At 65.5% G+C, this 26,542-nt stretch carries 21 protein-coding genes; 11 read left to right on the plus strand and 10 right to left on the minus strand.

Annotated features, from left to right (window positions below):
* Positions 1–143 precede the first annotated feature (143 nt).
* A complete protein-coding gene (locus tag MTX34_RS24060; RefSeq protein ID WP_243596884.1) occupies positions 144–1,289 on the minus strand; it encodes an acyl-CoA dehydrogenase family protein in 1,146 nt (381 codons plus the stop codon).
* A gap of 89 nt (positions 1,290–1,378) precedes the next feature.
* On the opposite strand from MTX34_RS24060, the gene MTX34_RS24065 reads away from it, so the two are divergent.
* Positions 1,379–2,170 (plus strand): enoyl-CoA hydratase/isomerase family protein, encoded by a 792-nt coding sequence (locus MTX34_RS24065; RefSeq protein WP_243611059.1) that lies wholly within the window; start codon positions 1,379–1,381, stop codon positions 2,168–2,170.
* 10 nt (positions 2,171–2,180) lie between these two features.
* Positions 2,181–3,122 carry an adenosine deaminase gene (locus tag MTX34_RS24070; RefSeq protein WP_243611060.1) on the plus strand — a complete coding sequence of 314 codons (942 nt, stop codon included), beginning with the start codon at positions 2,181–2,183 and terminating at the stop codon, positions 3,120–3,122.
* 19 nt (positions 3,123–3,141) lie between these two features.
* On the opposite strand, the gene MTX34_RS24075 is transcribed toward MTX34_RS24070, so the two are convergent.
* Positions 3,142–4,629 carry a molybdopterin-dependent oxidoreductase gene (locus MTX34_RS24075; RefSeq protein ID WP_243611061.1) on the minus strand — a complete coding sequence of 496 codons (1,488 nt, stop codon included), beginning with the start codon at positions 4,627–4,629 and terminating at the stop codon, positions 3,142–3,144.
* 61 nt (positions 4,630–4,690) lie between these two features.
* Positions 4,691–6,004, minus strand: a complete 1,314-nt coding sequence (locus MTX34_RS24080) for a D-arabinono-1,4-lactone oxidase (RefSeq protein ID WP_243611062.1) — start codon at positions 6,002–6,004, stop codon at positions 4,691–4,693.
* A 75-nt stretch (positions 6,005–6,079) separates the two neighbouring features.
* On the opposite strand from MTX34_RS24080, the gene MTX34_RS24085 reads away from it, so the two are divergent.
* Both MTX34_RS24085 and MTX34_RS24090 read left to right on the plus strand, forming a co-directional pair.
* The gene (locus tag MTX34_RS24085) at positions 6,080–6,721 is read left to right on the plus strand and encodes a TetR/AcrR family transcriptional regulator (RefSeq protein ID WP_243611063.1); all 642 of its coding nucleotides are present in this window, start codon (positions 6,080–6,082) and stop codon (positions 6,719–6,721) included.
* A gap of 91 nt (positions 6,722–6,812) precedes the next feature.
* On the plus strand, positions 6,813–8,027 hold the full coding sequence (locus MTX34_RS24090) for an alanine racemase (protein ID WP_243611064.1): 1,215 nt from the start codon (positions 6,813–6,815) through the stop codon (positions 8,025–8,027).
* Here the strand turns inward: MTX34_RS24090 and MTX34_RS24095 are convergent.
* A complete protein-coding gene (locus MTX34_RS24095) occupies positions 7,997–11,446 on the minus strand; it encodes a bifunctional RecB family nuclease/DEAD/DEAH box helicase (protein ID WP_243611065.1) in 3,450 nt (1,149 codons plus the stop codon). The genes MTX34_RS24090 and MTX34_RS24095 overlap by 31 nt on opposite strands.
* A 79-nt stretch (positions 11,447–11,525) precedes the next feature.
* Here MTX34_RS24095 and MTX34_RS24100 point away from each other — a divergent pair, with 79 nt between their 5' ends.
* On the plus strand, positions 11,526–12,143 hold the full coding sequence (locus tag MTX34_RS24100; RefSeq protein WP_243611066.1) for an alpha/beta hydrolase: 618 nt from the start codon (positions 11,526–11,528) through the stop codon (positions 12,141–12,143).
* Between the two features lie 58 nt (positions 12,144–12,201).
* Here the strand turns inward: MTX34_RS24100 and MTX34_RS24105 are convergent, their stop codons facing one another.
* Positions 12,202–13,989 (minus strand): long-chain fatty acid--CoA ligase, encoded by a 1,788-nt coding sequence (locus tag MTX34_RS24105; RefSeq protein WP_243596893.1) that lies wholly within the window; start codon positions 13,987–13,989, stop codon positions 12,202–12,204.
* A gap of 310 nt (positions 13,990–14,299) precedes the next feature.
* Here MTX34_RS24105 and MTX34_RS24110 point away from each other — a divergent pair, with 310 nt between their 5' ends.
* The 4 genes from MTX34_RS24110 to MTX34_RS24125 all read left to right on the plus strand — a co-directional run bounded on the left by MTX34_RS24110 (position 14,300) and on the right by MTX34_RS24125 (position 19,726).
* Complete coding sequence (locus MTX34_RS24110) at positions 14,300–16,075, plus strand: DEAD/DEAH box helicase (RefSeq protein ID WP_243611067.1); 1,776 nt, start codon at positions 14,300–14,302, stop codon at positions 16,073–16,075.
* Positions 16,076–16,173: 98 nt separating this feature from the next.
* Positions 16,174–16,674, plus strand: coding sequence for a 2Fe-2S iron-sulfur cluster-binding protein (locus MTX34_RS24115; protein ID WP_243611068.1), 501 nt, complete (start codon positions 16,174–16,176; stop codon positions 16,672–16,674).
* Complete coding sequence (locus MTX34_RS24120; RefSeq protein WP_243611069.1) at positions 16,671–17,666, plus strand: xanthine dehydrogenase family protein subunit M; 996 nt, start codon at positions 16,671–16,673, stop codon at positions 17,664–17,666. The genes MTX34_RS24115 and MTX34_RS24120 overlap by 4 nt, the downstream gene beginning before the upstream one ends.
* The gene (locus tag MTX34_RS24125) at positions 17,663–19,726 is read left to right on the plus strand and encodes a xanthine dehydrogenase family protein molybdopterin-binding subunit (protein ID WP_243611070.1); all 2,064 of its coding nucleotides are present in this window, start codon (positions 17,663–17,665) and stop codon (positions 19,724–19,726) included. The genes MTX34_RS24120 and MTX34_RS24125 overlap by 4 nt, the downstream gene beginning before the upstream one ends.
* Before the next feature lie 109 nt (positions 19,727–19,835).
* Here the strand turns inward: MTX34_RS24125 and MTX34_RS24130 are convergent, their stop codons facing one another.
* From MTX34_RS24130 to MTX34_RS24145, 4 genes are read right to left on the minus strand one after another with little or no spacing between them, the layout of a single operon-like run.
* Complete coding sequence (locus MTX34_RS24130) at positions 19,836–20,582, minus strand: amino acid ABC transporter ATP-binding protein (protein ID WP_243611071.1); 747 nt, start codon at positions 20,580–20,582, stop codon at positions 19,836–19,838.
* The gene (locus MTX34_RS24135; RefSeq protein ID WP_243611072.1) at positions 20,579–22,069 is read right to left on the minus strand and encodes an ABC transporter permease subunit; all 1,491 of its coding nucleotides are present in this window, start codon (positions 22,067–22,069) and stop codon (positions 20,579–20,581) included. The genes MTX34_RS24130 and MTX34_RS24135 overlap by 4 nt, the downstream gene beginning before the upstream one ends.
* Positions 22,070–22,108: 39 nt before the next feature.
* Positions 22,109–22,591, minus strand: coding sequence for a RidA family protein (locus MTX34_RS24140; RefSeq protein WP_243611073.1), 483 nt, complete (start codon positions 22,589–22,591; stop codon positions 22,109–22,111).
* Positions 22,592–22,605: 14 nt separating this feature from the next.
* Positions 22,606–23,160, minus strand: coding sequence for a histidine phosphatase family protein (locus MTX34_RS24145; RefSeq protein WP_243611074.1), 555 nt, complete (start codon positions 23,158–23,160; stop codon positions 22,606–22,608).
* Between the two features lie 78 nt (positions 23,161–23,238).
* Here MTX34_RS24145 and MTX34_RS24150 point away from each other — a divergent pair, with 78 nt between their 5' ends.
* Both MTX34_RS24150 and MTX34_RS24155 read left to right on the plus strand, forming a co-directional pair.
* Positions 23,239–24,414: an acyl-CoA dehydrogenase family protein gene (locus tag MTX34_RS24150; RefSeq protein ID WP_243596902.1), complete on the plus strand. Its 1,176-nt coding sequence runs from the start codon at positions 23,239–23,241 to the stop codon at positions 24,412–24,414.
* Between the two features lie 16 nt (positions 24,415–24,430).
* The gene (locus MTX34_RS24155; protein ID WP_243611075.1) at positions 24,431–25,558 is read left to right on the plus strand and encodes an acyl-CoA dehydrogenase family protein; all 1,128 of its coding nucleotides are present in this window, start codon (positions 24,431–24,433) and stop codon (positions 25,556–25,558) included.
* A gap of 72 nt (positions 25,559–25,630) precedes the next feature.
* Here the strand turns inward: MTX34_RS24155 and MTX34_RS24160 are convergent, their stop codons facing one another.
* Positions 25,631–26,440, minus strand: a complete 810-nt coding sequence (locus MTX34_RS24160; RefSeq protein ID WP_243611076.1) for an alpha/beta hydrolase — start codon at positions 26,438–26,440, stop codon at positions 25,631–25,633.
* Between the last annotated feature and the right edge of the window lie 102 nt (positions 26,441–26,542).

Genomic DNA, 26,542 nt, shown 5'->3' on the forward strand with positions numbered 1-26,542 from the left:
GTGACCAGAACGCCATCCGAACCTGATGAGAGAAACCCGGGTGAACCATCGCAAACATCCCTAATGATCAGGCACGTTGCAACCACCGCTCGAATCCGCCCGTAGCCCACTACGAAGTTCCGCTCACATGCGGCGAAGCCGCTCTACAGCCCCAGATCCCGGCCGATGAGTTCCTTCATGATTTCGTTCGATCCGGCCCAGATCTTGGTCACGCGAGCGTCTTTCCAGGCGCGGGCGGCGCGGTATTCGTTCATGAATCCGTAGCCGCCGTGCAGCTGGACGCAGTGGTCGAGGATCTCGTTCTGTACCTGCGAGCTCCACCACTTCGCCTTGGCTGCGTCGATGGCCGTCAGTTCACCGATGCCGTGGGCGGCGATGCAATTGTCGATGTATGCCTGTGCCACATCGAGTTTCGTGACGAGCTCGGCGAGCAGGAACTTGTTCCACTGCAGCGAGCCGATCTGCTGCCCGAATGCCTTGCGGTCCTTGGCGTACTGCAGCGTCTCCTCGAGAATGGGGCGGACGTGTCCGAGGTTGGCCACCGAGCAGCTGATGCGTTCCTGGGGGAGCAGCTGCATCATGTGGATGAAGCCGCCGTCGAATTCGCCGATCATGTTCGAGCTCGGAACGCGTACGTTCTCGAAGAACAGCTCGGCCGTGTCGGATTCGGGCTGGCCGACCTTGTCCAGCTTGCGGCCACGGGAGAATCCTTCGGTGCCGTTCTCGACGGCGAAGAGCGTGATGCCCTTGGCCTTCTTCTCCGGCGTCGTGCGAGTGGCGACGATGACGAGGTCGGCGGAGTTGCCATTGGTGATGAAGGTTTTGGAGCCGTTGATGATGAAGTCGTCGCCGTCCTTGACTGCGGTGGTCTTCAGGGCGGCCAGGTCCGAGCCGCCGGACGGCTCGGTCATCGCGATCGCGGTGAGGATCTCGCCGCTGCAGAACCCGGGCAGCCAGCGCTTCTTCTGCTCCTCGGTGGTGAGCTTGACGAGGTAGGGCGCGACGATATCGACGTGAATACCGAAGCACGACGCCACCGCTGCACTCGAGCGGGCGAGTTCCTCGGCGAGGACGGCGTTGAATCGGTAGTCCTCGGCTCCGCTGCCGCCGTATTCCTCGGGTACTTCGAGGCCGAGGAACCCGTTGCGTCCGGCTTCGAGCCAGATGTCGCGGTCGATGTATCGCTGTTCGACGAGCTTCTCCTCGACCGGCGTGATGGTGCGGGTGACGAACTCGCGTACCGATGCGCGGAAGTCCTCGTGGTCGGACTCGAACAGGCTGCGCTTCATCTAGGTGTTCCTCTCGGTAACGTTCACTTTCCTGCGCACAATACTCGGTGGTAACAAGGTCCTCGGACGGGTGTGGCACTATGCGAACCATGGCTGACGCACCCACTTCGCTCGTTCGATCGACCACTGCGGCAGGCGCGGAGGTCGCCGTGCTCACCTTCGATCACGGTCCGCTCAATCTCTTCGATCAGGCCATGTTCGACGCGGTGGCCGCGAACGTTGCCGATCTCGTCGCGCGACCGCCTCGTGCGGTGCTGCTCCGCGCCGAGGGCAAGGTGAACTCGGCAGGCGTCGACGTGCATGTCTTCGAGGGCCTGTCCGCCGCGCAAGGTGCCGATCTGTGGCGTGGACTGTTCGCGCAGATTGCCCATCCACTCGAGGCGTTGCCCTGCCCGGTGATCTACGCCGCACACGGGTTGACGCTCACCGCGGCGTTCGAGATCTCGTTGGCCTGCGACATCATTCTCGCCGGTCCCAAGGCCAAGTTCGGTCTGGTCGAGACCGTCGTCGGTCTGACGCCGTCGATGGGTGGGCCGCAGCGTCTGGCCGAGCGGGCCGGTTCGGGTCGGGCTCGCGAGCTCGTCATGACCGGAGATCTGTACGACGCACAGACGTTGAAGGAGTGGGGCGTGGTCAACCAGATCCACGACGATGTCGACGCCGCGGCGCTCGCGCTGACGCATCGACTGGCCGACGGCCCCACCGTCGCGCATTCGGCAACGAAACAGATTGTGGCAGCGTGGCGTTCGGGTGGCGTTACGCACGCCGACGAGATCACCTCGGAGGTCTCCGGCGCGTTGTTCGAGACCGAGGATCTGCGGGGTGCGGTGAAGAGCTTCCTCGAGGTCGGTCCGGGGAAAGCGACGTACACGGGCAAGTAGAATCGAGCGAGTGAGTACTGATCAGCTGGCCGAACTGCACCTGCACATCGAAGGGTCGCTAGAGCCTCCGCTGATTTTCGAGCTCGCCGAGCGTAACGCATTGTCGTTGCCGTACAACGATATCGACGAACTGCGCGCGAAGTACGAGTTCACCGACCTGCAATCCTTCCTCGATCTGTACTACGCCAACATGGCCGTGTTGCAGACCGCCGAGGATTTCGCAGATCTGGCTCGGGCCTACTTCCGCCGCACCGCTCAGGCCGGTGTCACGCACGCGGAGATCTTCTTCGACCCGCAGGCGCACACCGAGCGCGGTGTCTCCCTCGATGCCGTCGTCGAGGGACTGGCCGACGCGTGCGCGACCAGTGAGCGCGAATTCGGTGTCACCAGTGGCTTGATCGCATCGATCCTGCGTGACAAGCCGGTGCTGCACGCCAATCAACTGCTCGACGACCTGTTGGCGATGCAGGCTCCGATCATCGGGCTCGGTCTCGATTCCGCCGAGGTCGGGTACCCGCCGTCGTTGTTCGTCGATGTGTTCGCCAAGGCGCGCGCCGAGGGTCTGCACGTCGTCGCCCACGCCGGTGAGGAAGGCCCGCCCGACTACATCTGGCAGGCACTGGACCTGCTGAAGGTCGAGCGCATCGATCACGGGGTGCGGTGCCTGGAAGACGAAGCGCTGGTGAATCGACTTGTCGAGGAACAGATTCCGCTCACCGTCTGTCCACTGTCCAACGTTCGCCTCAAGGTGATCGACAGCGTCGAGCAGCTGCCGTTGCGGCAGATGCTCGAGCGCGGCCTGTCGGTGTCGATCAATTCCGACGATCCGGCCTACTTCGGCGGCTACGTCGACGACAACTTTTCTGCCCTCGAAGCGGGAATGGGCCTCACCGCGGACGAGCGGCAGCAGTTGGCCGAGAACTCGATACGCGCGAGCTTCGGCACCGTCTAGATCAGCGCTACTGCCTGGATCAGTTCGCCGTCACCGAGATTTTCGGGTAGCCGGTGGCTCCGTCGGGAACGGTGTCGGCGGTCTTGTTGGTCTGCAGTTCTCCGGCGGAATTGGTGGCCCGCGCACGGATCGAATGCTGGCCCGCAGGCAGGTCGAGCTCGACTGTCCACTGCCGCCAGGTGTCCTTGGAGTACTCCTCCGAGAGTGTGGCCGGCATCCAATTGCCCTCGTCCACTTGCACTTCCACGCCGTCGATGCCGGTGTGCTGGTCCCAGGCGACGCCGGCGATCACCGTCCGACCGGCCGGCGTGGAGCTGCCCGAACGCGGGGTGTCGATCCGCGAGGCCGTCTTGATCGGTCCGAGAGCGCCCCAGCCACGATCGGTCCAGTACGCCGTCGCGCGGTCGAATCGGGTGATCTCGATGTCGGTGACCCATTTGGTCGCCGAGACGTATCCGTACAGACCGGGGACGACGAGCCGCGCCGGGTAGCCGTGCTCGACGGGGAGCGGCGCGCCGTTCATGCCGACCGCGAGCAGGGCGTCGCGGCCGTCGAGCAGTACCTCGAGGGGAGTGCCCGCGGTGAAGGCGTCGCTGCTCGACGACAGCGCCATGTCGGCGTCCGGTGAAATGCCTGCTTCTTCGAGAATGTCCTTGAGCGGGTAGCCGATCCACGTTGCGTTGCCCACGAGGTCCCCGCCGACGATGTTGGACACGCAGGTCAGGGTGACCGTTTTCTCGACTGCCTGGCGCTCGGCGAGGTCGGCGAACGTCAGCTCGATCTCGCGGTCCACCATGCCGTGGATCCGCAACGACCACGTATCCGACGCCACCCGCGGCACGACCAGCGCGGTGTCGATGCGGTAGAAATCCTCGTTCGGGGTGATGTACGACGCGAGGCCGTCGATCTGCAGGTCTGCCCCGGTCGGTATCGGTGGTTGCGGAGTGGGCGTCGGAAGCATGAAGCCGAGTCGATCCGCGGTGACTGCGCGCGCCGAGGTCAGCATTCGTCCGGCTGTTCCGGCCACGACGCCGAGTACCGCGGCACCGGCTGCGAGGGTCAGGAAGCTGCGTCGGTTGATGCCCTCGGTCGCAGGTGCCGCGGCACCGATGAGGGCGTGCAGCACGACGATGCCCACGATGACACCGCCGATGGTGGGGACTGCGTACAGGGCCGTCGCGTCCGGTCGGGTCACTGCGGCGAGTACGCCCACAGCGCCCAGGGCGGCGAACACGACTGCACCGATCGGCTTGCGGGCGATTCCTGCTGCCGCGGCGATGGCTCCGATCACCACGGCCATGCCGACGAACAGGGCGAGCTTGTCGGACGTGCCGAACGTATCGATGGCCCATTCGCGGATCGGGGCCGGACTGTAGTCGACGGCCGAGGATCCGACGGCCGTCAGCGGTGACGAGTTGGATCCGATGGGGACGGCGATCAATTGACCGACACCGAGGACGACTCCGGCGGCGACGATGCCGGACAGCGCGCGTTTTCCTGTGCTCACTCGCTCCAATGTAAGCGAATGGGTCGTGCGCGGTATTTCGTAGCAGTCTGCGAACTACCGCTCACGACAGCAGACGCTCGAGGTACTCGCTGCCAAACAACTTTCCCGGGTCCATCGAATCGCGGATGCGCAGGAAGTTGTCGAAGTGTTCGTAAGTATCGCGCAGCTCGTCGCCGCCGAGGGAATGCAGTTTGCCCCAGTGTGGCCGGCCGCCGACGCTGCGACAGATGGCTTCGACGGCGTCGAAGTACTCGCGGTGATCGCGGCGGTGGTACTGGTGGACAGCGATGTAGGCCGTCGGGCGTCCGTACGCGGTGGACAGCCAGATGTCGTCGGCCGCGGCGAACCGGACCTCCACGGGGAACGCGATCGAGATGGCAGATCGCTCGAGCCAGCGATCGACCTCGCCCAGCACCCAGCCGATGTCGGCGACCGGTACCGCGTATTCCATCTCGACGAACCGGACGGTGCGGGAGGACGCGAACACCCGGTACGAGCGGTCGGTGTACTCGCGGGCCGACAGTGCCTGGGCAGAGACCGCGTTGAGGCGAGGAATCAGGGCCGGCACCCGCGTCACCAGGCGGTTGAGCCCCTCGAAGACCGTGTTGGACAGTAGTTCATCGTCGAGGTACGAGCGCACCTTTCCCAGCGGGCGCAGCACGGCGTCGCCCGGCAGGCGGGTGTTGCGTTTGGTCAGCACTCGGTCGGTATGTGGAAACCAATAGAACTCGAAGTGGTCGACGGCAGCGACGGTGACATCGAGCTCGGCGAGCGTTGCCGTCAGCGTCGACGGTTTCTCGACGGCCCGTAGAGCGAACGCCGGAACGCACTCGAGCGTGACTCGGGTGATGACGCCGAGCGCACCGATACTGACACGGGCCGCGTCGAATAGTTCCGCATTCTCATCGCGAGAGCATCGAACGAACCGGCCGTCCGCGGTCATCAGCTCCAGCGCGTTCACCTGAGTCGCGATGCCGCCGAAGCGGGCCCCGGTTCCGTGGGTACCCGTGGAGATGGCTCCGGCGACGGATTGTTCGTCGATGTCGCCGAGGTTGGTCATGGCCAGGCCGAGTTCCCACAGCTGGGCGGTCAGCTCCCGCAGCCGGGTGCCGGCGAGCACCGTCACCTGGGCGGAACCGTCGTCGTTACGGACGACCGATTCGATCCCACGCAACGAATCCAGGCTGATCTGCACGCCGTCGGTGACGGCGATCGGGGTAAAGGAATGACCGGCCCCGACGCATCGCACCGTACGAGATCGCTCGACGGCACCCGCCAGCACGACGCGCAGTTCGTCGGCCGACGTCGGCTCGGCGCGGTCCGACGGGAACGCGTGTTGATTGCCCGCCCAGTTCTGCCACGACCGCTCGATCATCGAATCACTATCCCGCAGCGCGCTCCCCTGGGGCAATCCAAGGCACAGAACTCGCCCGCACCCTAGTATCGGGTCATGCAATCGAGGCTGCCCGCGGATGTGCGACGCGCACAACTGGTGCAGTCGGCCATCGACGTTGCCGAGCGGGTGGGCATCGAGTCCCTGACCGTGCGTGCACTCTCGGAGCACGGCGACGTCACCAAGGGCATCGTGCAGTACTACTTCGAGACCAAGCAGGATCTGGTGATCGCGATGGGGGAGCACCTCATCGTCGACGTCACCGAGATTCTGCATGCCGCGTTGAACAGTGCCGTGGGCACGCGAGAACTCCCGGGTGTCCGTGGTCTGCGAGAGCTGGTGCACGGCGGTCTGAGCGCGGTGTGGTTGCTGATCGAGAAGTCACCGGACCGACAGTTGCTCGCCTACGAGATCAAGACCTACCTGCTGCGCCATCGGGCGCTCGGATCGGCCACGGCCGCCGAGATCGCCAGTGGACAGTATCGAATTCGCGACTCCGAGGCGCGGTTGTTCTTCGAGCAATGTTCTGCCCATACGGGAACGCGATGGCTCGAGCCGGTGGCGTCGATCGCGCGATTCGGCATGGCGACCCTCGACGGTCTGGTGCTGCGGTGGTTGGTCGACGGCGACGATCTCGAAGTGCTGGCGCAGATCGACGACCTGTCGGGCTTGATCGCGAGCAAGGCCGTCGATCGCTGAAAGACCGGCCTCGCCGATGCTCACCGGGACTTCTCGGCCGCAGAGTGTTTGACTGTGTAGGCCCGGCAACGACGACGAAGGAATGTTCCCTATGAGCTCGATCGCCGGTGTCGCGACCACCGACACGACACCACTGTCCCGTATCGCAGCTGCCACCGAGGGGCTCGAATCACCCTTGGCTGCAGTCGATTCGGCCGCTCTCGATGCCAATGCCGCGGCGTTGCGGGCGCGAGCGGACGGAGTGCCGATCAGGATCGCGAGCAAGTCCGTTCGGTGCCGGGCAGTGCTGGATCGGGTGCTCGCGGCCGACGGGGTGAACGGCGTCATGGCCTACTCCCTGCGTGAGGCGATCTGGTTGGCGCGCCACGGCGTGGAGGACATCCTGATGGGGTACCCGACGGTGGATCGCACCGCCCTCGCCGAGGTCGTCAACGATCGGGTGCTGTCGGGTCGCATCACGCTGATGGTCGACGACGTCGCACAGTTGGACATCGTGCGCGACGCCACCGCGAGCGATCTTCTCAAGCCACGTATCTGTATCGATGTCGATGCCTCGCTGCGGATCGGTCCGCTGCACATCGGCGTCAGGCGCTCTCCGTTGCGCGAACCCGAGCAGGTCGCTGCCTTCGCGCGGGTGGCGCAGGCGCGAGGGTTCCGGGTGGTCGGGCTGATGTTCTACGAGGCACAGATCGCCGGTGTGCCCGATTCCAACGTCGCGGTGGAATGGATGAAGTCCCTGTCATCCCGCGAGATCTCCACGCGCAGAACAGCAGTGGTCGAGGCCGTGACCGCGGCGGTCGGGCGGATCGAAATCGTCAACAGTGGCGGCACCGGGTCGATCGATTTCTCGGCGGCCGATCCGGTCGTCACCGAGGTCACCGCGGGATCGGGCTTGTTCGCGCCGACGCTCTTCGATCGGTATCGCGCATTCTCGGCCGAGCCCTCGCTGTTCTTCGCGCTGCCCGCGGTGCGCAAGCCGACACCGCAGATCGCGACGCTGTTCGGCGGTGGCTACATCGCGTCGGGTCCGGCGTCGACGTCGCGATCCCCGCGGCCGATCGCGTGGTCGAGGAAGGCCAGGGGAGTGGTGACGTCCGGTCTGAAGTTGCTGCGCAACGAGGGTGCGGGCGAGGTCCAGACTCCGGTGAGCGGAGCAGACGAGGTGCGGATCGGCGATCGAGTCTGGTTTCGTCATGCCAAGGCGGGCGAGTTGTGCGAGCGATTCGAGACCCTGCATCTGGTGCACGCCGACGGGTCCGTCGAGGCGGTCCCCACCTACCGCGGCGAGGGCATGGCGTTCGGCTGAACCGCGTTCTCGCACAGACTCATGAAGGTGCCGAGGGTGACCAGTCCGGCCGGAGTCGACGGTAGGTACTGCGTCAGTGCTCGTGACCGGATCAGTATCGCCGCCCATTGACCACGCGAGACCGCGACATTGAGTCTGTTGCGGGACAACAGAAATCCCATGCCGCGTGGAACGTCCTCGATCGCGGACGCCGCCATCGAGATCAGCACCACCGGGGCCTGTCGACCCTGGAACTTGTCGACGGTTCCCACCGCAACTTCGTCGAGTCCGGCCGCTGCGAGGCGCTCGACGATGACGGCCACCTGCGCGTTGTAGGCCGCGACGACCAGGAAGTCGCCCTGATGCATCGGCCGCGTTCCCTCGAACGATTGCGGGTTGCTCCAGAGCCGGCCGAGGAGACCCTGGACTCGCGCGACGATCTCGTCGGCCTCTTCCACCGAGTCCGTGGAGTTGCCGTGATGGTCCAGGTAGGCGACGTGCAGGCCGGGCTCCAGCCCCGACAGGGAACGTGCCTGTGTCACAGCACTGTTGGACTCGAGTTTGCCCTCGTACGACAGCGCGGAGACCGGCGCACACAGATCGGGATGCATCCGCCACGTCGTCGCCAGAAAGTACCCGCGATCGGCGGGCAGCGTCGGGTGCCCGTTCATGATCGCGCCCAGAGCCGACTCGTCGACGGGTTCGGGGTGGGTGCCCTGGCTGACCTGCGGCAGCTGTGCCGGGTCGCCGAGCAGGAGCAGATTGCGCGCGGACACCGAGACGGCGATGGTGTTGGCCAGCGAGAACTGCCCGGCCTCGTCGACGACCAGGAGATCGAGCGATCGGGGTGGGATTCGGCCCGGGTTGGAGAAGTCCCATGCGGTGCCGCCGACCACGCATCCCTCGTCGGCGTCGGTGACGAAGCGGGAATAGTCCGTCGGATCCAGAACGGTGTGCGCAGTCGGTGCTTTCTTGCCTACCCGGCTCGGATCCACCCCGGCCGCCACGACGGTGTCCAGCAGATTGTTCACCACGTGATGCGACTGGCCCACCACACCGATCCGCCAGCGATGTACATCGACCAATTCGGCGATCACCCGCGCTGCGGTGTACGTCTTTCCGGTCCCGGGCGGACCTTGCACGGCGAGATAGGAGTCGTTCAGATCGAGCAGGGCGGCCGTGACGGCTGTCGCGTAGTCACCGGCGCGCACCTCGGGAAGTCCGGTGCCGGAACGGGTTCGGGGCGGCGACAACGTCAGCAGATCGGCGACGGCTGTGCTCGGAAGGTGTGGCAGGGCGGCGCTGACCTCGGTGGCGACGGCGACGATGGCCTGCTCGAGGTGCTTGGTTGCAGGAGGCGCTTCGGGCGCGGTGGCCACCGGGAAGTCGAGGTACTCGTCCACGCTCTTGCGGAGGTTCTCCTGCACCACGACCATGTCGAGGGTGCCCTCGTAGCCGGTCTCCACGATCTCGACCGTCGTGGTCGCGCGATGGGTCGGCTGCTGCTTCGGCAACCCCTCCGGGGCCGGGTCGTCGTAGAGCAGTTTGACCTTCGCGCCGGACAGGGCCCCGCCCGTCAGGTGCCCCAGAAGCTTGATCTGCCGTCGTAGAACCCGTTGCTGTGGTGCAGTTTTCATCCAGTCGTGCACCAGCTCGGCCCGCTCGACCTTCAACACGTCCGCGGCGTCCGCCCACTCGTCCATCGGATGAGTCAGTCGATCGAAGTGGGCCCACCAGAACGGCTTTCGCTCGCGCCGGTGGTACCCGATGGAGCCGGAGAACAATGCGACGGCCTGCTGCGTCGAGGTGCGCTGCCACGGTAGGCCCGCGTAGTCGGCGAGTTCGAGTTCCAGCGGGCTTGCGGTGTCGACGGCACTGTCGTCGAGTTCCAGTTGCTGCGTCGCCCGTGGCTGGACACCGGCATCCGACGCGCGCCCGAGCAACCAATCCCTCAGTCGCAGAGTCGATTCGCAATCGGTGCGGTTGTACTCGGCGATGTCGGCGAGGAGAGCTGCGGCCTCGGCGTCCTTGCCCTGATCTCGCAGATCGCACCAGTTCGCGTATTCGACGATCGACGCGGCAGCGTCGGTGACATCTCCGTCGCGGGTGGCGGGCATGTACAGCGGTTCGAGTTTCTTGATGCTGTAGGACCTGGCTCCGATGCGCACCGCAGACCGTACGACGGGATAGAGATCGACCAGCACGTCGTGCCGCAGCAGGTCGTCGACGGCGTCCTCACCGACCCCGTACCGGCCGGCGAGGCGCAGCAGTGCGGTCTTCTCGTACGGCGCGTAGTGGTAGACGTGCATGTTCGGGTGGACGGCGCGACGGGCCGAGACATAGTCGAGGAAGTCGATCAGGGCACGGCGTTCCTGCGCGCGATCGTGCGCCCAGAACGGGAGGAAGTCACCGTCGGCGGTGTAGACCCCGAAGAGGTACTCGAGTCCCCATTCGGCACTGCCGGCCTCGGCCCACAGTGGGTCGCCCTCGAAGTCGAAGAAGATGTCTCCCGGATCGGGCTCGGGAATCACCCCGAGCGCCTCGGCGTCGAAGATCTCGAACTCGGCGTCGCCGGTGCGTTCCTGGCGAACCTGCAGCGCGGCCTGAGCGCGCAGATTCGTCACCGTGCGCGACGACATGCCGTCCACGCCGCCGGTCGATGCAGCGAGTTCGTCGACCGTCGAGATGCCGGCGTCGAGCAGTCTGTCCCTGGTGCTCGCGCGCATGCCTGCCACGAGCACCAGATCGCGGTGCTGTTCCACCTCGACCGTGCAGGCCTCGCACTGTCCGCAGCCGGAGTAGCGCGAGTCGAACCAATCGACGACGGTTCCCTCGGCGTGGTGCTCGTCGAGTATGTGTTGCAGATGATCTCGGGACTGCCGATAGACCGGAAGAATCTCGGTGAGCGAGTGAGCGGAGTCGCTGCCGTCGCCGAGCATCAGGTGCACCTCGTCGCTCGGTTGGATTCCTCCCGTCCGCAGCGCGTCGGCGTAGGCCGCCAACTGCAGCAGGGCCGGTACCTTCGCGTGCCGCGAGAGCTTGGTGTCGTACACGGCGTACCGAGCGCGCTCGGCCACCAGGAAGTCGCAGAACCCCAGAAATCGTCCGTCGAAGAAGGTCGCCTGATAGACCACGGGCGTGCGGGAGGTGAGGGCGGTGAACGTGGCCCAGGCCGCGTCGGCCAGCTCCTGCGCCGTCCGTCCTGGTCGGTCCATCGTCAGAACTCCGCCGGGAAAGCGCTGTCGGAAGGCCTCGAGCTGACGGCGTTCGTGCTCGAATCCGAGTGCGGACGTGCGGTCGAGCATCGGATCGGGGTCGGCCACCGTGCGCGGGATCAGACCGGTCAGCCCGTCGAGTCGGCGCAGCAGTCCGAATTCGCAGGACGCCGCCGCAGCGAGGTCGCTGGCGCTGTAGATGACACGATCGCCGAGGAGGAACACGCGCCCACCCTAGCCATCACCGCGAGCGGTACCGGTCACGTTGCGCGCGGATGCAGTCGCGAGGAGGCAAAATGATCGAATGCCTTTTTTCGACGGAGCCACCGGTGCTGTCCACTATCGAAACTGGACCGTTCCCGATGCTCGTTTCGGTCTCGTCTTTCTGCACGGTCTCGGCCAGAACAGTGGCCACTACCACCGCTTCGCTCGGGTCCTCAACGGGCGCGGAGTCGATGTGTGGGCGGTCGATCACGTGGGTCACGGGCTCACCGAGGGCGAGCTCACCGACGCCGCTCAGATTCCCGGTCTTGCCCAGAATGCCCTGCAGTTGCTCGATATCGCCGAGGCCGAGCACCCCGAGTTGTCGTTCGCGCTGATGGGCCATTCGCTCGGCGCAGCCACGGCCATCGCAGCTCTGGGCGCGCATCCGGACGCGGTGCGGTGCGCCGTCCTGTGCGGAACGCCGAAGTCCGTGACCGGCTCGGCCACGGATCTGGCCGACAACGTGATTCCGATTCTCGCCGTGCACGGCGTCGACGATCGCCTGGCTCCGATCGATGCGGTACGCGAGTGGATCGGCGGTGTGCCCGACGCGTCCCTGAGCGAGTTCGAGGACGGCGGCCACGACCTCCTGCACGAGAAGATCCACCTGCAGGTGACGTCGGCGGTGGCGGAGTTTCTCGACGACCACATGTCCTGACACGAGAAAAGGGCCCGGCGCGAAGATCGCGTCGGGCCCCTTTTCTCGTGCGGTCGATCTACGAGTAGATGGCCTCGATGTCGTTGCCACGCTCGGCGTGAATGATGTTGCGCTTGAGCTTCATCGTCGGGGTCAGCTCACCGGTCTCGACGGTGAAGTCGTTCTCGAGGATCGTGTACTTCTTGATCTGCTCGGGGCTGGAGACCTTCTTGTTGGCCTCGGCGACGGCCTTGTCGAGCTCGGCGACCAGATCGGCGTTCTTCGACAGTTCCGAGAACGGGATGTCCGCGGACAGGTTGTGCCGCTCGAGCCAACCCGGCAGAGCCTCCGGATCGAGGGTGATGAGCGCACCGATGAACGGCTTGGCGTCGCCCACGACGAGGCACTGGCTGATGATCGCGTTGGCGCGCAGGGCGTCCTCGAGCACCGCGGGGGCGACGTTCTTACCGCCGGCGGTGACGATGATTTCCTTCTTGCGGCCGGTGATCGAGACGTAGCCTTCCTGGTCGATCGCGCCGAGGTCTCCGGTGTGGAACCAGCCGTCGACGATGGCCTCGGCCGTGGCCTTCTCGTTGTGCCAGTAGCCACTGAACACCACGGGTCCCTTGAGCAGCAGTTCCCCGTCCTCGGCAACCTTCACCGAGTGGCCGTCGATGGGCTTGCCGACGGTGCCGACGCGCTGGTCCTTGGTGGTGTTGACGGTGATGGCCGCGCTGGTCTCGGTCAGTCCGTAGCCCTCGTAGACCGGGACGCCCGCACCGCGGAAGAAGTGGCCGAGGCGGGCACCGAGAGGTCCGCCGCCGGACACCGCGCGGGTGCAGTTGCCACCGAGCGCTGCGCGAAGCTTGGAGTAGACCAGCTTGTCGAACACGGTGTGCTTGAGGTTCAGAACCAGCCCGGCTCCGCCCTTCTCCTGGGCCTCGCTCCACTCGATGGCCGTCGCGGCGGCCTTGTCGAAGATGGAACCCTTGCCGCCGTCGTGGGCCTTCTGCTTGGCGGAGTTGTAGACCTTCTCGAACACGCGCGGCACCGAGAGGATGAAGTCCGGCTTGAACACGGCGAACTGATCCACCAGCGTCGTCACGTCCGAGGTGTGGCCGACGGTGACCTTGGACTCGAACGAGCCGAACGACACGGCGCGGGCGAACACGTGCGCCATCGGGAGGAACATCAGCGTGCGATTGCCCTCCTTCATCGAGTCGTGCAGCGCGATCTGGGTGGCCTGAACCTCGGCGTAGAAGTTCGCGTGCGTCAGCTGGACGCCCTTGGGTCGGCCGGTGGTGCCCGAGGTGTAGATCAGGGTCGCGGGTGATGCTGCGGTGACCTGGTGGCGTCGGGCATGCAGATCCTCGTCGCTGACCCCGGCACCGCGGGTGGTCAGTTCTTCGATCGCTCCGCCGTCGATCTGCAGAACCTCACGCAGATCCTTGGCACCTTCGGTGACCTCTTTGAGGTTCGAGGCGTGCGCTGCGGTCTCGACGACGAGCAGCTTGGTAGCGGAGTCCTCGAGGATCCACTGCGCCTGGTCGGCGGAGGAGGTCTCGTAGATCGCGACGGTGCAGCCGCCTGCGGACCAGATGGCGTAATCGAGGACGACCCACTCGTAGCGCGTCGCGCTGAGGATGGCGACACGGTCGCCGAGTTCGATACCGGAGGCGATCAGTCCTTTGGCCGCTGCCGCTACCTCTTTCGCGAACCGATCGGCGGTGACATCGGTCCAGTTGCCGTTCACCAGACGTTGGAACGGTACGAAGCTCGGCGATTCCTTCTCGTACCTGTAGACGGTGTCGGCCATGGATGCGTCGTCAGGAATGGTGAACGACGCCGGCACAGAATATTCGCGCACTGCTGGACCCCTTACGGAAAAATAGCGTGGTAGTTGTGCATTTCATCACATTCGAGGCCGTGGCGCACCATCCGGGGTGTCCGGTTTGTCGACTTTGCCGCGAGTTCGAGGGGGTTGAGTGTGACTCGGGGTACAACTTAACCGTCCGCGGTCACGTTCGGCGGTCGGGTCGCCGGTGTGAGGGCGCTCGCACCGCGGGCGGTCTGGGCCGTTTTCGTCACCTGATCAGCGTAGAAGGGTTCGCAGGGTCCGGGCAGGTACTAAACTCGCTCCATATATGAGCACTTCAGAAACTGATCAGGATGCCGCCGTGACGTCTGACGAGACGAATTCGCCCCTTCAGGACTCCGCCTCCGTTCCGGTCCGAGCGACCGAGTCGGCCTCGGGGACGGGCGAGGACATCACATTCGCCGATCTCGGGATCGACGAGCGGGTCCTGAAGGCCCTGCACGACGTCGGTTACGAGAGCCCGTCGCCCATTCAGGCGGCCACCATCCCGCCGCTGATGGCAGGGAACGACGTCGTCGGCCTCGCGCAGACCGGAACGGGCAAGACGGCCGCGTTCGCGGTGCCGATTCTGTCCCGTCTCGACGTGTCGCGTCGGACGCCGCAGGCGCTGGTGCTGGCACCGACGCGCGAGCTGGCGCTCCAGGTGGCCGAGGCGTTCGGTAAGTACGCCACCCACATTCCGGGTCTGCACATCCTGCCCATCTACGGTGGCCAGGCGTACGGCATCCAGCTCTCCGGCCTGCGCAAGGGTGCACAGATCATCGTCGGCACCCCCGGCCGCGTCATCGATCACCTGGAGAAGGGCACCCTCGACCTGTCCGGTCTCGAGTACTTGGTGCTCGACGAGGCCGACGAGATGCTCAAGATGGGTTTCCAGGAGGACGTCGAGCGCATCCTCTCCGATACCCCGGAGTACAAGCAGGTGGCGTTGTTCTCGGCCACGATGCCGGCCGCGATCCGAAAGATCTCCAAGCAGTACCTGCACGATCCAGTGGAGATCACCGTCAAGACCAAGACGTCGACGGCACCGAACATCACCCAGCGCTACGTGCAGGTGGCCCATCAGCGCAAGCTCGAGGCACTCACTCGAATCTTCGAGGTCGAAGAGTTCGAGGCGATGATCATGTTCGTGCGCACCAAGCAGGCCACCGAGGAACTCGCCGAGAAACTGCGCGCACGGGGCTTCTCGGCCGCGGCGATCAACGGCGACATCGTGCAGGCTCAGCGTGAGCGCACCATCGGTCAGCTCAAGAACGGTCAGATCGATATCCTGGTGGCCACCGATGTCGCGGCTCGCGGTCTCGACGTCGACCGCATCTCGCACGTCATCAACTACGACATCCCGCACGACACCGAGTCCTACGTGCACCGCATCGGTCGTACCGGACGCGCGGGCCGCGCCGGTCAGGCTCTGCTGTTCGTGGCACCTCGCGAGCGGCACCTGCTCAAGGCCATCGAGCGGGCGACGCGTCAGCCGATCACCGAGATGCAGTTGCCCAGCGTCGACGACGTCAACGCGCAGCGCGTGACGAAGTTCAAGGACTCCATCACCGAGAGCCTCGGCAACGAGAATCTGGCGTTGTTCCGTCGTCTCATCGAGGACTACGAGCGCGAGCACGACGTCCCGTTGGTCGACATCGCGGCAGCCCTGGCCATCCAGTCTCGCGACGGTGAAGCGTTCCTGCTGAAGCCGGAGCCGCCTGCCCCGCCGCGGGCACCGCGCGAGCCTCGTGAGCCGCGTCCGCCGCGCACGTTCGACGAGGATGCGGCCAGTTCGCATCACCGCAAGACCGGTCAGGAGATGGCGACGTACCGCATCAGCGTCGGCAAGCGGCATCGCGTCGCTCCCGGTGCCATCGTCGGTGCGATCGCCAACGAGGGTGGTCTGCGTCGAAGCGACTTCGGGCACATCAGCATTCGCCCCGATCATTCGTTGGTGGAGCTGCCGGCCGACCTCGCCGACGAGACGGTGGAGGCGTTGCGCCGCACCCGCATCAGTGGTGTGTTGATTCAACTGCAACCCGATTCCGGCCCGCCCGGACGCAGCGGCGGCGGGAAGTACAAAGGTAAGCGCTAGCGCGCACGTGCACGGCAATTCGTAGCCCACTACGAAGTTCCGCGCACGACCCCGGGTTCGAGCGTTTGGTGGACCAAGCCTCGGGTATCCGGCCGTGCATGACCAACGTCACTCTCCGTGTCAACGGAACGAATCGCGAGTTCGAGTGCGATACCCGAACCACCCTGCTCGACGCACTGCGGGAGAATCTCGACCTGATCGGTGCGAAGAAGGGGTGTGACCACGGGCAGTGCGGTGCCTGCACGGTGCTGGTCGACGGGCGGCGGATCAACAGCTGCCTGACGTTCGCGGTCGCGCAACAGGATCGCGACATCACCACGGTCGAGGGATTGTCCGATGGCGACACATTGCATCCCGTGCAGCAGGCCTTCGTGGACCGTGATGCGTTTCAGTGCGGGTACTGCACGTCCGGGCAGATCTGCTCCGCGGTGGCGGTGATCGAAGAGGCGAAACAGGGTTGGCCCAGCGCGGTCACCGACGACCTCGAGGCCACCGATGTCGAACTCGATTCCGGTGAAGTGCGAGAACGTATGAGCGGCAACCTCTGTCGATGCGGTGCCTACGCCAATATCGTTCCGGCCGTGCAGGACGCGTCGTGAGAACCTTCGCGTACGACGCAGCCACCGCCGTCGACGACGCCGTGGCCCGCCTCGCCGAGGACGAGAACGCGATGCTGCTCGGTGGCGGCACCAACCTCGTCGACCTGATGAAGCTCGGTGTCGTCGGCCCGACGACGTTGATCGACGTGACGCGACTTCCGTTGCACGACATCGACGTATCCGACGACGGCTCGCTGCGTGTCGGTTCCGGTGTGACCAACAGTGATCTCGCGGTGCACCCGGTGGTGCGTCAGCGGTATCCGGTGCTCTCGCGGGCGTTGCTCTCCGGTGCCTCGGGCCAGTTGCGCAACATGGCCACCACCGGCGGAAACCTGTTCCAGCGCACCCGGTGCGTGTACTTCATGGACGCATCGAAGCCGTGCAACAAACGGCAGCCGGGCTCGGGCTGCCCGGCCCGGGAGGGTGAGCACCGTAACCTTGCCATCCTCGGTGCCTCCCCGGCGTGTGTGGCGACGCATCCCTCCGACATGGCGGTCGCGTTGACCGCCCTCGACGCCCGCGTGGTCGTTCGCGGTGTCAACGGAGAGCGCACCCTCGCGATCGACGACTTCTATCGGCTCCCCGATGACGAGCCCGAGCGCGACAACACGGTCGCGCGGGACGAACTCGTCACGGCCATCGAGATACCGGCACCGGCGGACGGCACCGTCTCCACCTACCGCAAGGTGCGGGACCGCCAGTCCTACGCGTTCGCGGTCGCGTCGGTCGCCGCCACTCTCGACGTCGAGGACGGCATCGTCCGCGGGGTGTCGATCGCGCTGGGTGGCGTCGCGCACAAGCCGTGGCGGGCCCGCACGGCCGAGCACGCGCTGCTCGGCGGGGCCGCCGACGAGGCGTCGTTCCGGCGGGCGATCGCCCTCGAACTCGACGCCGCAGACCCGTTGCGCGACAATGCGTTCAAAATTCCGCTGGTGACCAACCTCGTCGCCCGCACCCTGGTGGAACTCACAGCTTCGGGAGACCGGTCATGACTGCATCGATCGGACAACCGATTCAGCGCACCGAATCGATCGCCAAGGTCACCGGCCGGGCGCGGTACGCCGCCGAGCAATCGCCGGCGGTCGGACAGCTCTATGCCTGGTACGTGCCTGCGACGGTTCCCGCCGGGACGGTCGAACACGTCGAGCTGGAGAAAGACCCCGCAGTGCATGCCGTCCTCTGGCACGGCAACGCCGAGAAGCTGGGTGAGGTCGAGGACGCCGAACTGCACGTGTTGCAGTCCGATACCGTCTCCTATCGCGGTCAGATCGTGGCGGTCGTCGTGGCCGACACTCTCCAGAACGCTCGCGCCGCCGCAGCCCGGGTGCAGGTGCAGTACACCGGCGTCCGCGCTCCGGACAACACTCTGACCGCCGATCACCGCTCGCTGTACGCACCCGAGTCCGTCAACGCCGGGTTTCCCACCGATGTCACCGTCGGCGATCCCGACGCGGCGCTGGCGTCGGCCGAGCACGTCGTCGACAACTGGTACTCCACCGCGCCGATGCACAACAGTCCGATGGAACCGCATGCCACCACAGCGCAGTGGTCCGACGGCGTTCTGACACTCTGGGATTCGACGCAGGCACCGTCCGGTGTGCAGGGGGACCTGGCGACGGCATTCGATCTGGAACCCGAGAACGTTCGCGTGATCGCCGAGAACGTCGGCGGCGGCTTCGGAGCCAAGGGCAGTACTCGGCCCAATGCGGTCCTCGCCGCGATGGCGGCGCGAGCAACCGGAAAGACCGTCAAGCTGGTCCTGCCGAGACAGGCCCTGTTCGATGTCGTCGGCTACCGAACCCCGACGCTCAATCACGTTCGGCTGGGCGCTGATTCGACCGGTACGCTGCAGTCGATCGCGCACGATTCGTTCCAGCAGACCAGCACGATCTTCGAGTTCTGTGAGCAGACCTCGGAATCCACTCGACACATCTACGCGGCCCCGAACCGTCGCACCACCCACCGACTCGCACAGCTGGACGTCGGAACGCCGCGGTGGATGCGAGCCCCGGGAGAGGCTCCGGGCATGTTCGCCGTCGAGACGGCCATCGACGAATTGGCCACGGCCACCGGTATCGATCCGATCGAACTGCGTATCCGCAACGAACCGGACGTCGATCCCGCCAGCGGCAACCCGTTCAGCTCACGCAGCGTGGTGCAGTGCCTCCGCGAGGGGGCAGAGAAGTTCGGGTGGGACCGCCGCGATTCCACGCCCGGTCAGCGTCGAGAGGGCAACACCCTGGTCGGCATGGGCGTCGCGACGGCCAGCTACCCGGTGCTGATCTCGCCGAGTACCGCCTCGGCATGCGTGGAGCAGGACGGCACGATCACGGTGTCCGTCGCCGCGTCGGACATCGGTACCGGCGCGCGCACCGTGCTGCGTCAGATTGCGGCCGACGCTCTCGAGGTGGATGCAGATACCGTCACACTCGAACTCGGCGACAGCGCTCTGCCGAAAGCACCTGGTGCCGGCGGCTCCTCGGGTACCTCGTCGTGGGGTTGGGCCGTCACCAAGGTCTGCCATTCGTTGAAGGCTCAGGGATCGTACGAGCCGGGACATTCGGCCGAGGCCGACACCACCGACGACGTCGAGGGTCAGAAAGAGTTGGCGCGCATGGCGTTCGGTGCGCAGTTCGCCGAGGTCGCGGTCGACATCGACACCGGTGAGGTCCGGGTGCGACGGATGCTCGGGGTGTTCGGCATCGGCGCGGTGATGAATCCGCGGCTGGCCAGGTCTCAGCTCATCGGCGGCATGACGTTCGGGCTCGGCATGGCCCTGATGGAGAGTGGCGTCGTCGATCACGAATTCGGCGGGTTCGCCAATCACGACCTCGCCGAGTACCACATCCCGGTGTGTGCGGACGTGACCGACATCGAGGCCGTCTGGGTCGAGGAGGTCGACACCGATCTCGCGCCGATGGGCGGCAAGGGAATCGGTGAGATCGGTGCCGTCGGATCTTCCGCGGCCATCGGCAACGCGGTGTTCAACGCTACCGGCGTCCGAGTCCGCGACCTGCCGATCACCCTGGACAAGGTGCTGCCGCACCTCTAGAGCGGCTTCGCCGCATGTGCACGAAACTTCGTACCCCACTACGAACTTCTACTCACATGCCTCGACTAATTCGTTCCGACAGGCTCCACTCACATGGGGCGCAGCCCCTCTACGCCAATATCCGCTGCAGGAACTGGCGCGTACGAGGCTCGGTCGGGCTCACCAGCACCTGCTCCGGTGTGCCTCGTTCGAGGACGACGCCGTTCTCGATGAACAGCACTTGATCGGCGACCTGCTGGGCGAAGCGGATTTCATGGGTGACGATCACCATCGTCCAGCCCTCGGCGGCAAGGCCTTTGATGACGCCGAGTACTTCGCCGACGAGTTCGGGATCGAGTGCCGAGGTGGGCTCGTCGAACAGCATCAGCTTGGGGCGGAGAGCAAGAGCTCGGGCGATTCCGACGCGTTGTTGCTGGCCTCCCGACAGCTGGAACGGGTACTGGTCGGACTTGGCGTCGAGACCGATCTGATCGAGGATTGCGTGCGCGTCGCGGATGGCGTCGTCCTTTGCGCGCTTCTGCACGATCACCGGTCCCTCGATGATGTTCTGCAGCACCGTCTTGTGGGGGAACAGGTTGTGGCTCTGGAACACCATGCCGCTCTGGGCCCGGAAGTGACGTAGCTGCGGCGCACCGACGGGCTGTCCGAAGTCGACCGATACGTCACCGATACCGATGACGCCTGCGTCGGCCTGGTCGAGTGCGTTCAGGGCGCGCAGAATCGTGGTCTTGCCGGATCCGGACGGTCCGATGATGACGGTCACGGTGCCGGACGGCACGGTGAACGAGACGTCCTTCAACACCTCCAGTGGACCGAACGACTTCTTCAGCGCGGATACTGTCAGCAGGTCTGTCATTTCGCCACGTACCTGTCGAGTCGGACTTCGAGTTTGCCTTGGAAGAAGGAGAGGACGATGCAGATCACCCAGTAGTACAGCGCGGCAACGGTGTACAGGGTGAAGAAGTCGAAGGTCGGTGCCGCTGCGAGTTGTGCGACGCGCAGCAGTTCGGTGACCAGGATGGTCGACGCGAGCGAGGTGTCCTTGACCAACGAGATCAGCGTGTTCGACAACGGTGGAACGGCGGTGCGCAACGCCTGCGGAAGCACGATGCGCTGCAACGTGGTTCGGTATCCCATCCCGATGGTCTGCGCGGCTTCCCACTGCCCCTTGGGCACGCTGAGGATCGCTGCGCGAATGACTTCGGCTGCATAGCCGCCCACGTTCAACGAGAACGCGACGACCGCGGCCGGGAAGGGTGAGATCACGATGCCGAACTGCGGTAGGCCGTAGAAGATGATGAACAGCTGTAGCAGCAGGGGAGTGCCGCGAATGATCGAGACGTAGAACCGGGCGACTGCAGCGAGCGGTGTGATCGACGAGATCCGGGCCAGCGCAACGGCGAGAGCGATGACGAGTCCGGTCACGAAGCTGATGGCGGTCAGCGGAATCGTCATCGTGACAGTCGCTTTGAGCATCGGCCACAGATTGTCGAGAACCAACTGCATCTTCGACGGCGCCGTCGACGATGCGTCGTCGCTCTCCGGCACCACGGTGTCGGCGGTCGGTGCGGCGACGTCGCTTCCGAAGTATTTGTTCGAGATCTCGGCGATGGTGCCGTTCTCGCGCAGGGTGTCGATGGCGGTGTCGACCTCGTCCATCAGCCCACTGTTCTTGCGGGCCACGAAGGATTGCAGGGTCGTGTCTCCGGTCTCGCCGGCGATCTTCACTCCGGTGTCGCCGGTCTGCTGCAGGTATTCGGCGATGGCGAGGGAGTCGTTGACGGTGGCGTCGACGCGGCCGTCCTTGACGAGAGTGACCGCCTGAACGAATCCCTCGACGGCTTCGACGTTCGCGCCGGCGTCCGCCGCGACCTCTGCCCAGTTGCTCGTCGAGGATTGGGCGGTGGTCTTACCGGTCAGGTCGGCGAGCGAGGTGATGGTGGAGTCGTCTGCGGCGGTGAGGATCTGGCCTTGCGACACCGTGTAGGGCGTGGACAGGTCGTAGGCCGACTGGCGCGCGGGGGTGATCGAGACCTGGTTGGCGATCAGGTCGAAGCGTTGGGATTGCAGACCGGCGAAGATCGAGTCGAACGGGGTCTGCACGAAGTCGACGCGTACCCCCAGCTCGTTTCCGACGGCGTTGATGACGTCGATGTCGTAGCCGGTGAGCTGTCCGTCGCCGCCCTGATAGCTGAACGGGCTGTAGGTGCCCTCGGTGCCGACGACGAGAACGCCCTCGTCTTTCACCCGGTCCAGCAACGACTGCGAGGACGCACTGCAGCCGGACAACCCGAGAATTCCGATGAGGATCGCGACCAGGGCAAGGGTCGATCTGCGCACCATCCGCGCCTGCTTTCGCCGTATGTACGAGTGGAGCAAAACCTACCCGTCGATCTCCAACTCCGCTGACACCACCACGGAGTTGTTCATCGGCAGCGCGGCCACCCCGAGCGCGGTGCGGGCGTGCGCACCGATCTCGGGACCGAAGATGGCGAGCACCAGATCGGAGAAGCCGTTGACGACCGTGGTGGTCTGAGTGAAGCCGTGATCGGCATTGACCGACCCGGTCACGGTCAGCCACGCGCTGATTCGATCGAGGTCGCCGACCGCGCGCGCGACGCCACCGAGCAGTGCCAGTGCGGTGTCGCGCGCGGCGTCGGTGGCGGCGTCGAGACCGACTTCGGACGGAACCGCGCCGAACGGTCCTGCCAGTGTGCCGTCGGGGGCCAGCGGCGAATGGCCCGAGGCGAACACCCGGTTGCCGCGCACCCGCACCCACTCGAACGAGAACTCGAAACCAGGTGGGGCGGTCGGTTCACCGGGCAACGTGAAGCCCAGTTCGGTGATGCGCCGTTCGATCTCCATGAACGAAAACTCTGTCAGACCGCGACGCTGTTGATGGTGCGAACGGTCCAGCGAGAACCGTCGTGCTCGAGGGTCGAAACGCCCGCGTTGAGGATGCGCGGGGAGTGGCGGCGTCGAATCGCATCGAAGATCGCCCGGATGACGCCGCCGTGCGCCACGGCGATCACCGCGGAGTCCGGATAGCGCGAGGCGATCTCGTCGACGGCTCGCACACCGCGCACGATCAGGTTCGAACGCGGCTCCAAGCCCGGGTACCGGCCGTCCGGCCAGTGCGAGTACGCGTCCCAGTCGGTGAATCCTTCGGCGTCGCCGAAGTGTCGTTCGGCCAGATCGGGAAATTCGACGGTGCGGGTCAGGCCCAGGTGAGCGCCGATGATGTCCGCGGTTTCCGAGGCCCGGATCAGCGGCGAACTGATCAGGTGATCCCACGTACGGAACTCCAATTGGTAGCCGGCCTCACGGGCCTGAGCACGGCCGGTGTCGTTGAGAGGAATGTCCGAAGAGCCCTGTAGACGCCCGTGCAGATTCCAGTTCGTTTCACCGTGCCGAACCAGTGCCAGAAAAGTCATAGTGAGCGGAGAATATCCCAGAGTTACCAGGGAGTACGGTCGATACCGAGATAAGCGAACGAGCACGGAGGATTGTCGATGAATCTTGCCCTGACAGAAGAAGAGGCCGCGTTCCGCGACGAGATGCGGACGTTCTTCACCACGAAGATCCCCGCCGAGATTCGCGAGAAGAACGCGACGGGTCAGGAGTTGAGCAAGGACGAGGTGGTTACGACCATGCGAATCCTGAACGAGAACGGCCTGGCTGTGCCGCACTGGCCTGCTGAGTTCGGCGGGCGCGACTGGACCGCTGTCCAGCGGCACATCTGGCTCGACGAAATGCAGCTGGCCTCGGTACCCGAGCCGCTGGCGTTCAACGCCTCGATGGTCGGCCCGGTCATTGCGACCTTCGGCTCGCAGGAGATCAAGGAGAAGTTCCTGCCCAAGACGGCGAACCTCGACATCTGGTGGTGTCAGGGGTTCTCCGAGCCCGAGGCCGGATCCGACCTGGCGTCGTTGCGCACCACTGCCATCCGCGACGGTGACGACTACATCGTCAACGGACAGAAGACGTGGACCACGCTCGGCCAGTACGCCGACTGGATCTTCGCACTCGTGCGGACCAACCCGGACGCGCCCAAGAAGCAGGCCGGAATCTCTTTCCTGCTCATCGACCTGAACACCCCCGGCATCGAGATGCGCCCCATCAAGCTGGTCGACGGCAGCGTCGAGGTCAACGAGGTCTTCTTCGACAACGTCCGCGTTCCGGCGGAGAACCTCGTCGGCGAGGAGAATCAGGGGTGGAGCTACGCCAAGTTCCTGCTCGGTAACGAGCGGACCGGCGTCGCCCGCGCAGGGCACACCAAAGTGCACCTGGGACAGGCGAAGAAGCACGCAGCGCAGACGAAGGTCGGAAGCGGCACGCTGCTCGAGGATCCCCTGTTCGCGGCCAAGATGGCCGAGGTCGAAAACGAACTGCTCGCCCTGGAGCTGACTCAGCTGCGCATGGTGTCCAGCTCGGACGACGGCAAGCCGAACCCGGCGTCGTCCATCCTCAAACTGCGGGGATCGGAATTGCAGCAGGCCACAACCGAATTGCTGATGGATGTCGCCGGACCGGACTCACTGCCCTACGAGGCGGGCGAGGACATCGAGAGCGAGGGCTGGGCGCAGCGCTCGGTACCGGGATACCTCAACTACCGCAAGGTGTCGATCTACGGCGGCTCGAACGAGGTTCAGCGCACCATCATCGCCTCTGCGATTCTCGGACTGTAAGGGAGCATCTGAAGACATGGATTTCGAACTCAACGAAGAGCAGAAGCTGCTGCGCGACACCACTCGTGAGGTCCTCTCGCGGGCCTACGACACCGAGAAGCGCAACAAGATCGTTGCCGGTGACCTGGGCTGGAGCACCGACGTCTGGAAGCAGTTGGCCGAGGTCGGCCTGCTGGGTCTGACGTTCGCCGAGGAAGACGGCGGTATGGACGCCGGTCCCGTGGAGATCATGGCTGTGATGACCGAGGTCGGACGACGGCTCGCGCCGGAGCCGATTCTCGACGCCGTGCTCGTCCCCGGCGGGTTGATCTCCGAGCTCGGCAGCGCCGAGCAGCGCGCGCGGCTTCTGCCGCCAGTGGCCGAGGGATCGTCGATGTTGGCGTTCGCGCACAACGAATCCGGCACCCGCTGGCCCAACATCGAGGTCGGCACCACCGCCACCGAGGACGGTGGATCGTGGTCGATCAACGGCGTCAAGAACCCGGTACCGCACGGCGGAAGCGCAGACGTGATCGTCGTCAGTGCAACGCTGCCTGCCGGCGGAACAGGACTGTTCGTCGTCGACGCCGACGCGACCGGTGTGACGCGAAAGTCCTACGCCACCCACGACGGCCAGCGCGCCGCGCAGATCGAATTCGTCGACGTCGCCGCCGAACCGCTCGGTACCGCTGAGAACGCGGCCGCGGCGATCACCGGAGCGGAGGTGCGAGCGCAGGCCGCGCTGTGCGCCGAGGCGATCGGTGCGATGGAGGAGGCGCTGCGGCTGACCACCGATTACCTCAAGGCGCGCAAGCAGTTCGGGGTTCCGCTGGCCAAGTTCCAGGCGCTCACCTTCCGCGCCGCCGACATGTACGTGCTGCTCGAACTCGCCCGCAGCATGAGTCTGTACGCCACGATGTCGTTGGCGGACGGCAACGTCGACCCGACCATCGCGTCGCGCGCCAAGCTGCAGATCTCGCGGTCCGGTCGCAAGATCGGCCAGGAGGCCATTCAGTTGCACGGCGGAATCGGCGTCACCGCCGAATATCCGGTCGGGCACTACACCAGTCGACTGGTGGCCATCGAGCACACTCTCGGTGGTGCCGACGAGCACCTGCGCATCCTGGCGTCGAAGGTCGCCGATCACGACCTCATCGGGATCTGACTGTCGTCGCAGACGCCTCGGGCCCGGCCACCTGGACAGGTGACCGGGCCCGAGGTCGTTTCGTGAGGGGTGTCAGCTGCCCGCATCCGCGGCGGCGACGAGGTCGGCCACGGCACCGGGGTTCGACACCAGGATGGCGTGCGAGCCCGGTACCTCGGTCACCTGAGCGCCGGCCCGCTGCGCCATGAACCGTTCGGCCGAGGCCGGAATGATCTGATCCTGCTGGGGGATCAACGCCCACGACGGGGTGTTCGCCCAGGACGGGGGACCGCTCGGCTCGAGCAGTGCGCCTGCGGCAATCGTCTTCTGGTGCGCAGCCATGCGCGCGGCCTGCTCCTCGGTGACGTCCGGGGCGAAGAAGGGTCGGAACAGGGCGGGCGTGATGTACGAGTCGACGTTCTTACCGATGATGTTCGACGCGTCGTCGACGATCGACAGGCCGATCACCGGCGGTACCAGCGCGGTCACCGGGAATCGGATGGGGTCGAGTTCGAGGGCGACGGGTTCGCCTTCGACGGGCATGAACGCGGCGACGTAGACCAGGGCCTCCACGTTGTCGGCATGGACGTTGCTGATCACCTTGCCGCCGTACGAGTGGCCCACCAGCACCACCGGTCCGTCGATGCTCTCGACCACATCGGTGACCGAAGCCGCGTCGACCGACGGCCCACGCAGCGAGTTGTCCGCCGTCACCACCGGGTAGCCGCGGCCGCGGAGGTTCTCGGCGACGCCGTCCCAGCTGGTGTTGTCCGCGAACGCACCGTGCACCAGCACGACGGTCGGGAGCTCCTGCGCGGCTGCGGGTGCGACGCCGATTCCGACCATCGATCCCACGGTCAGCCCCGCGGTCGCGAGGAGTGTGGTCAACTTCGGTTTCGTCATGCCCACAACCTGTCACACGCCAGAAGTTCGTGCGGTGTTCACCGCCGAGATTCGACCAGCTTTTTCTCAGTGAACGCTCGTATGCTTGGCTTGCAGCAGTGG

Source organism: Rhodococcus sp. ARC_M5, from assembly GCF_022810405.1.
Taxonomy (GTDB): Bacteria; Actinomycetota; Actinomycetes; order Mycobacteriales; family Mycobacteriaceae; genus Rhodococcoides; species Rhodococcoides navarretei.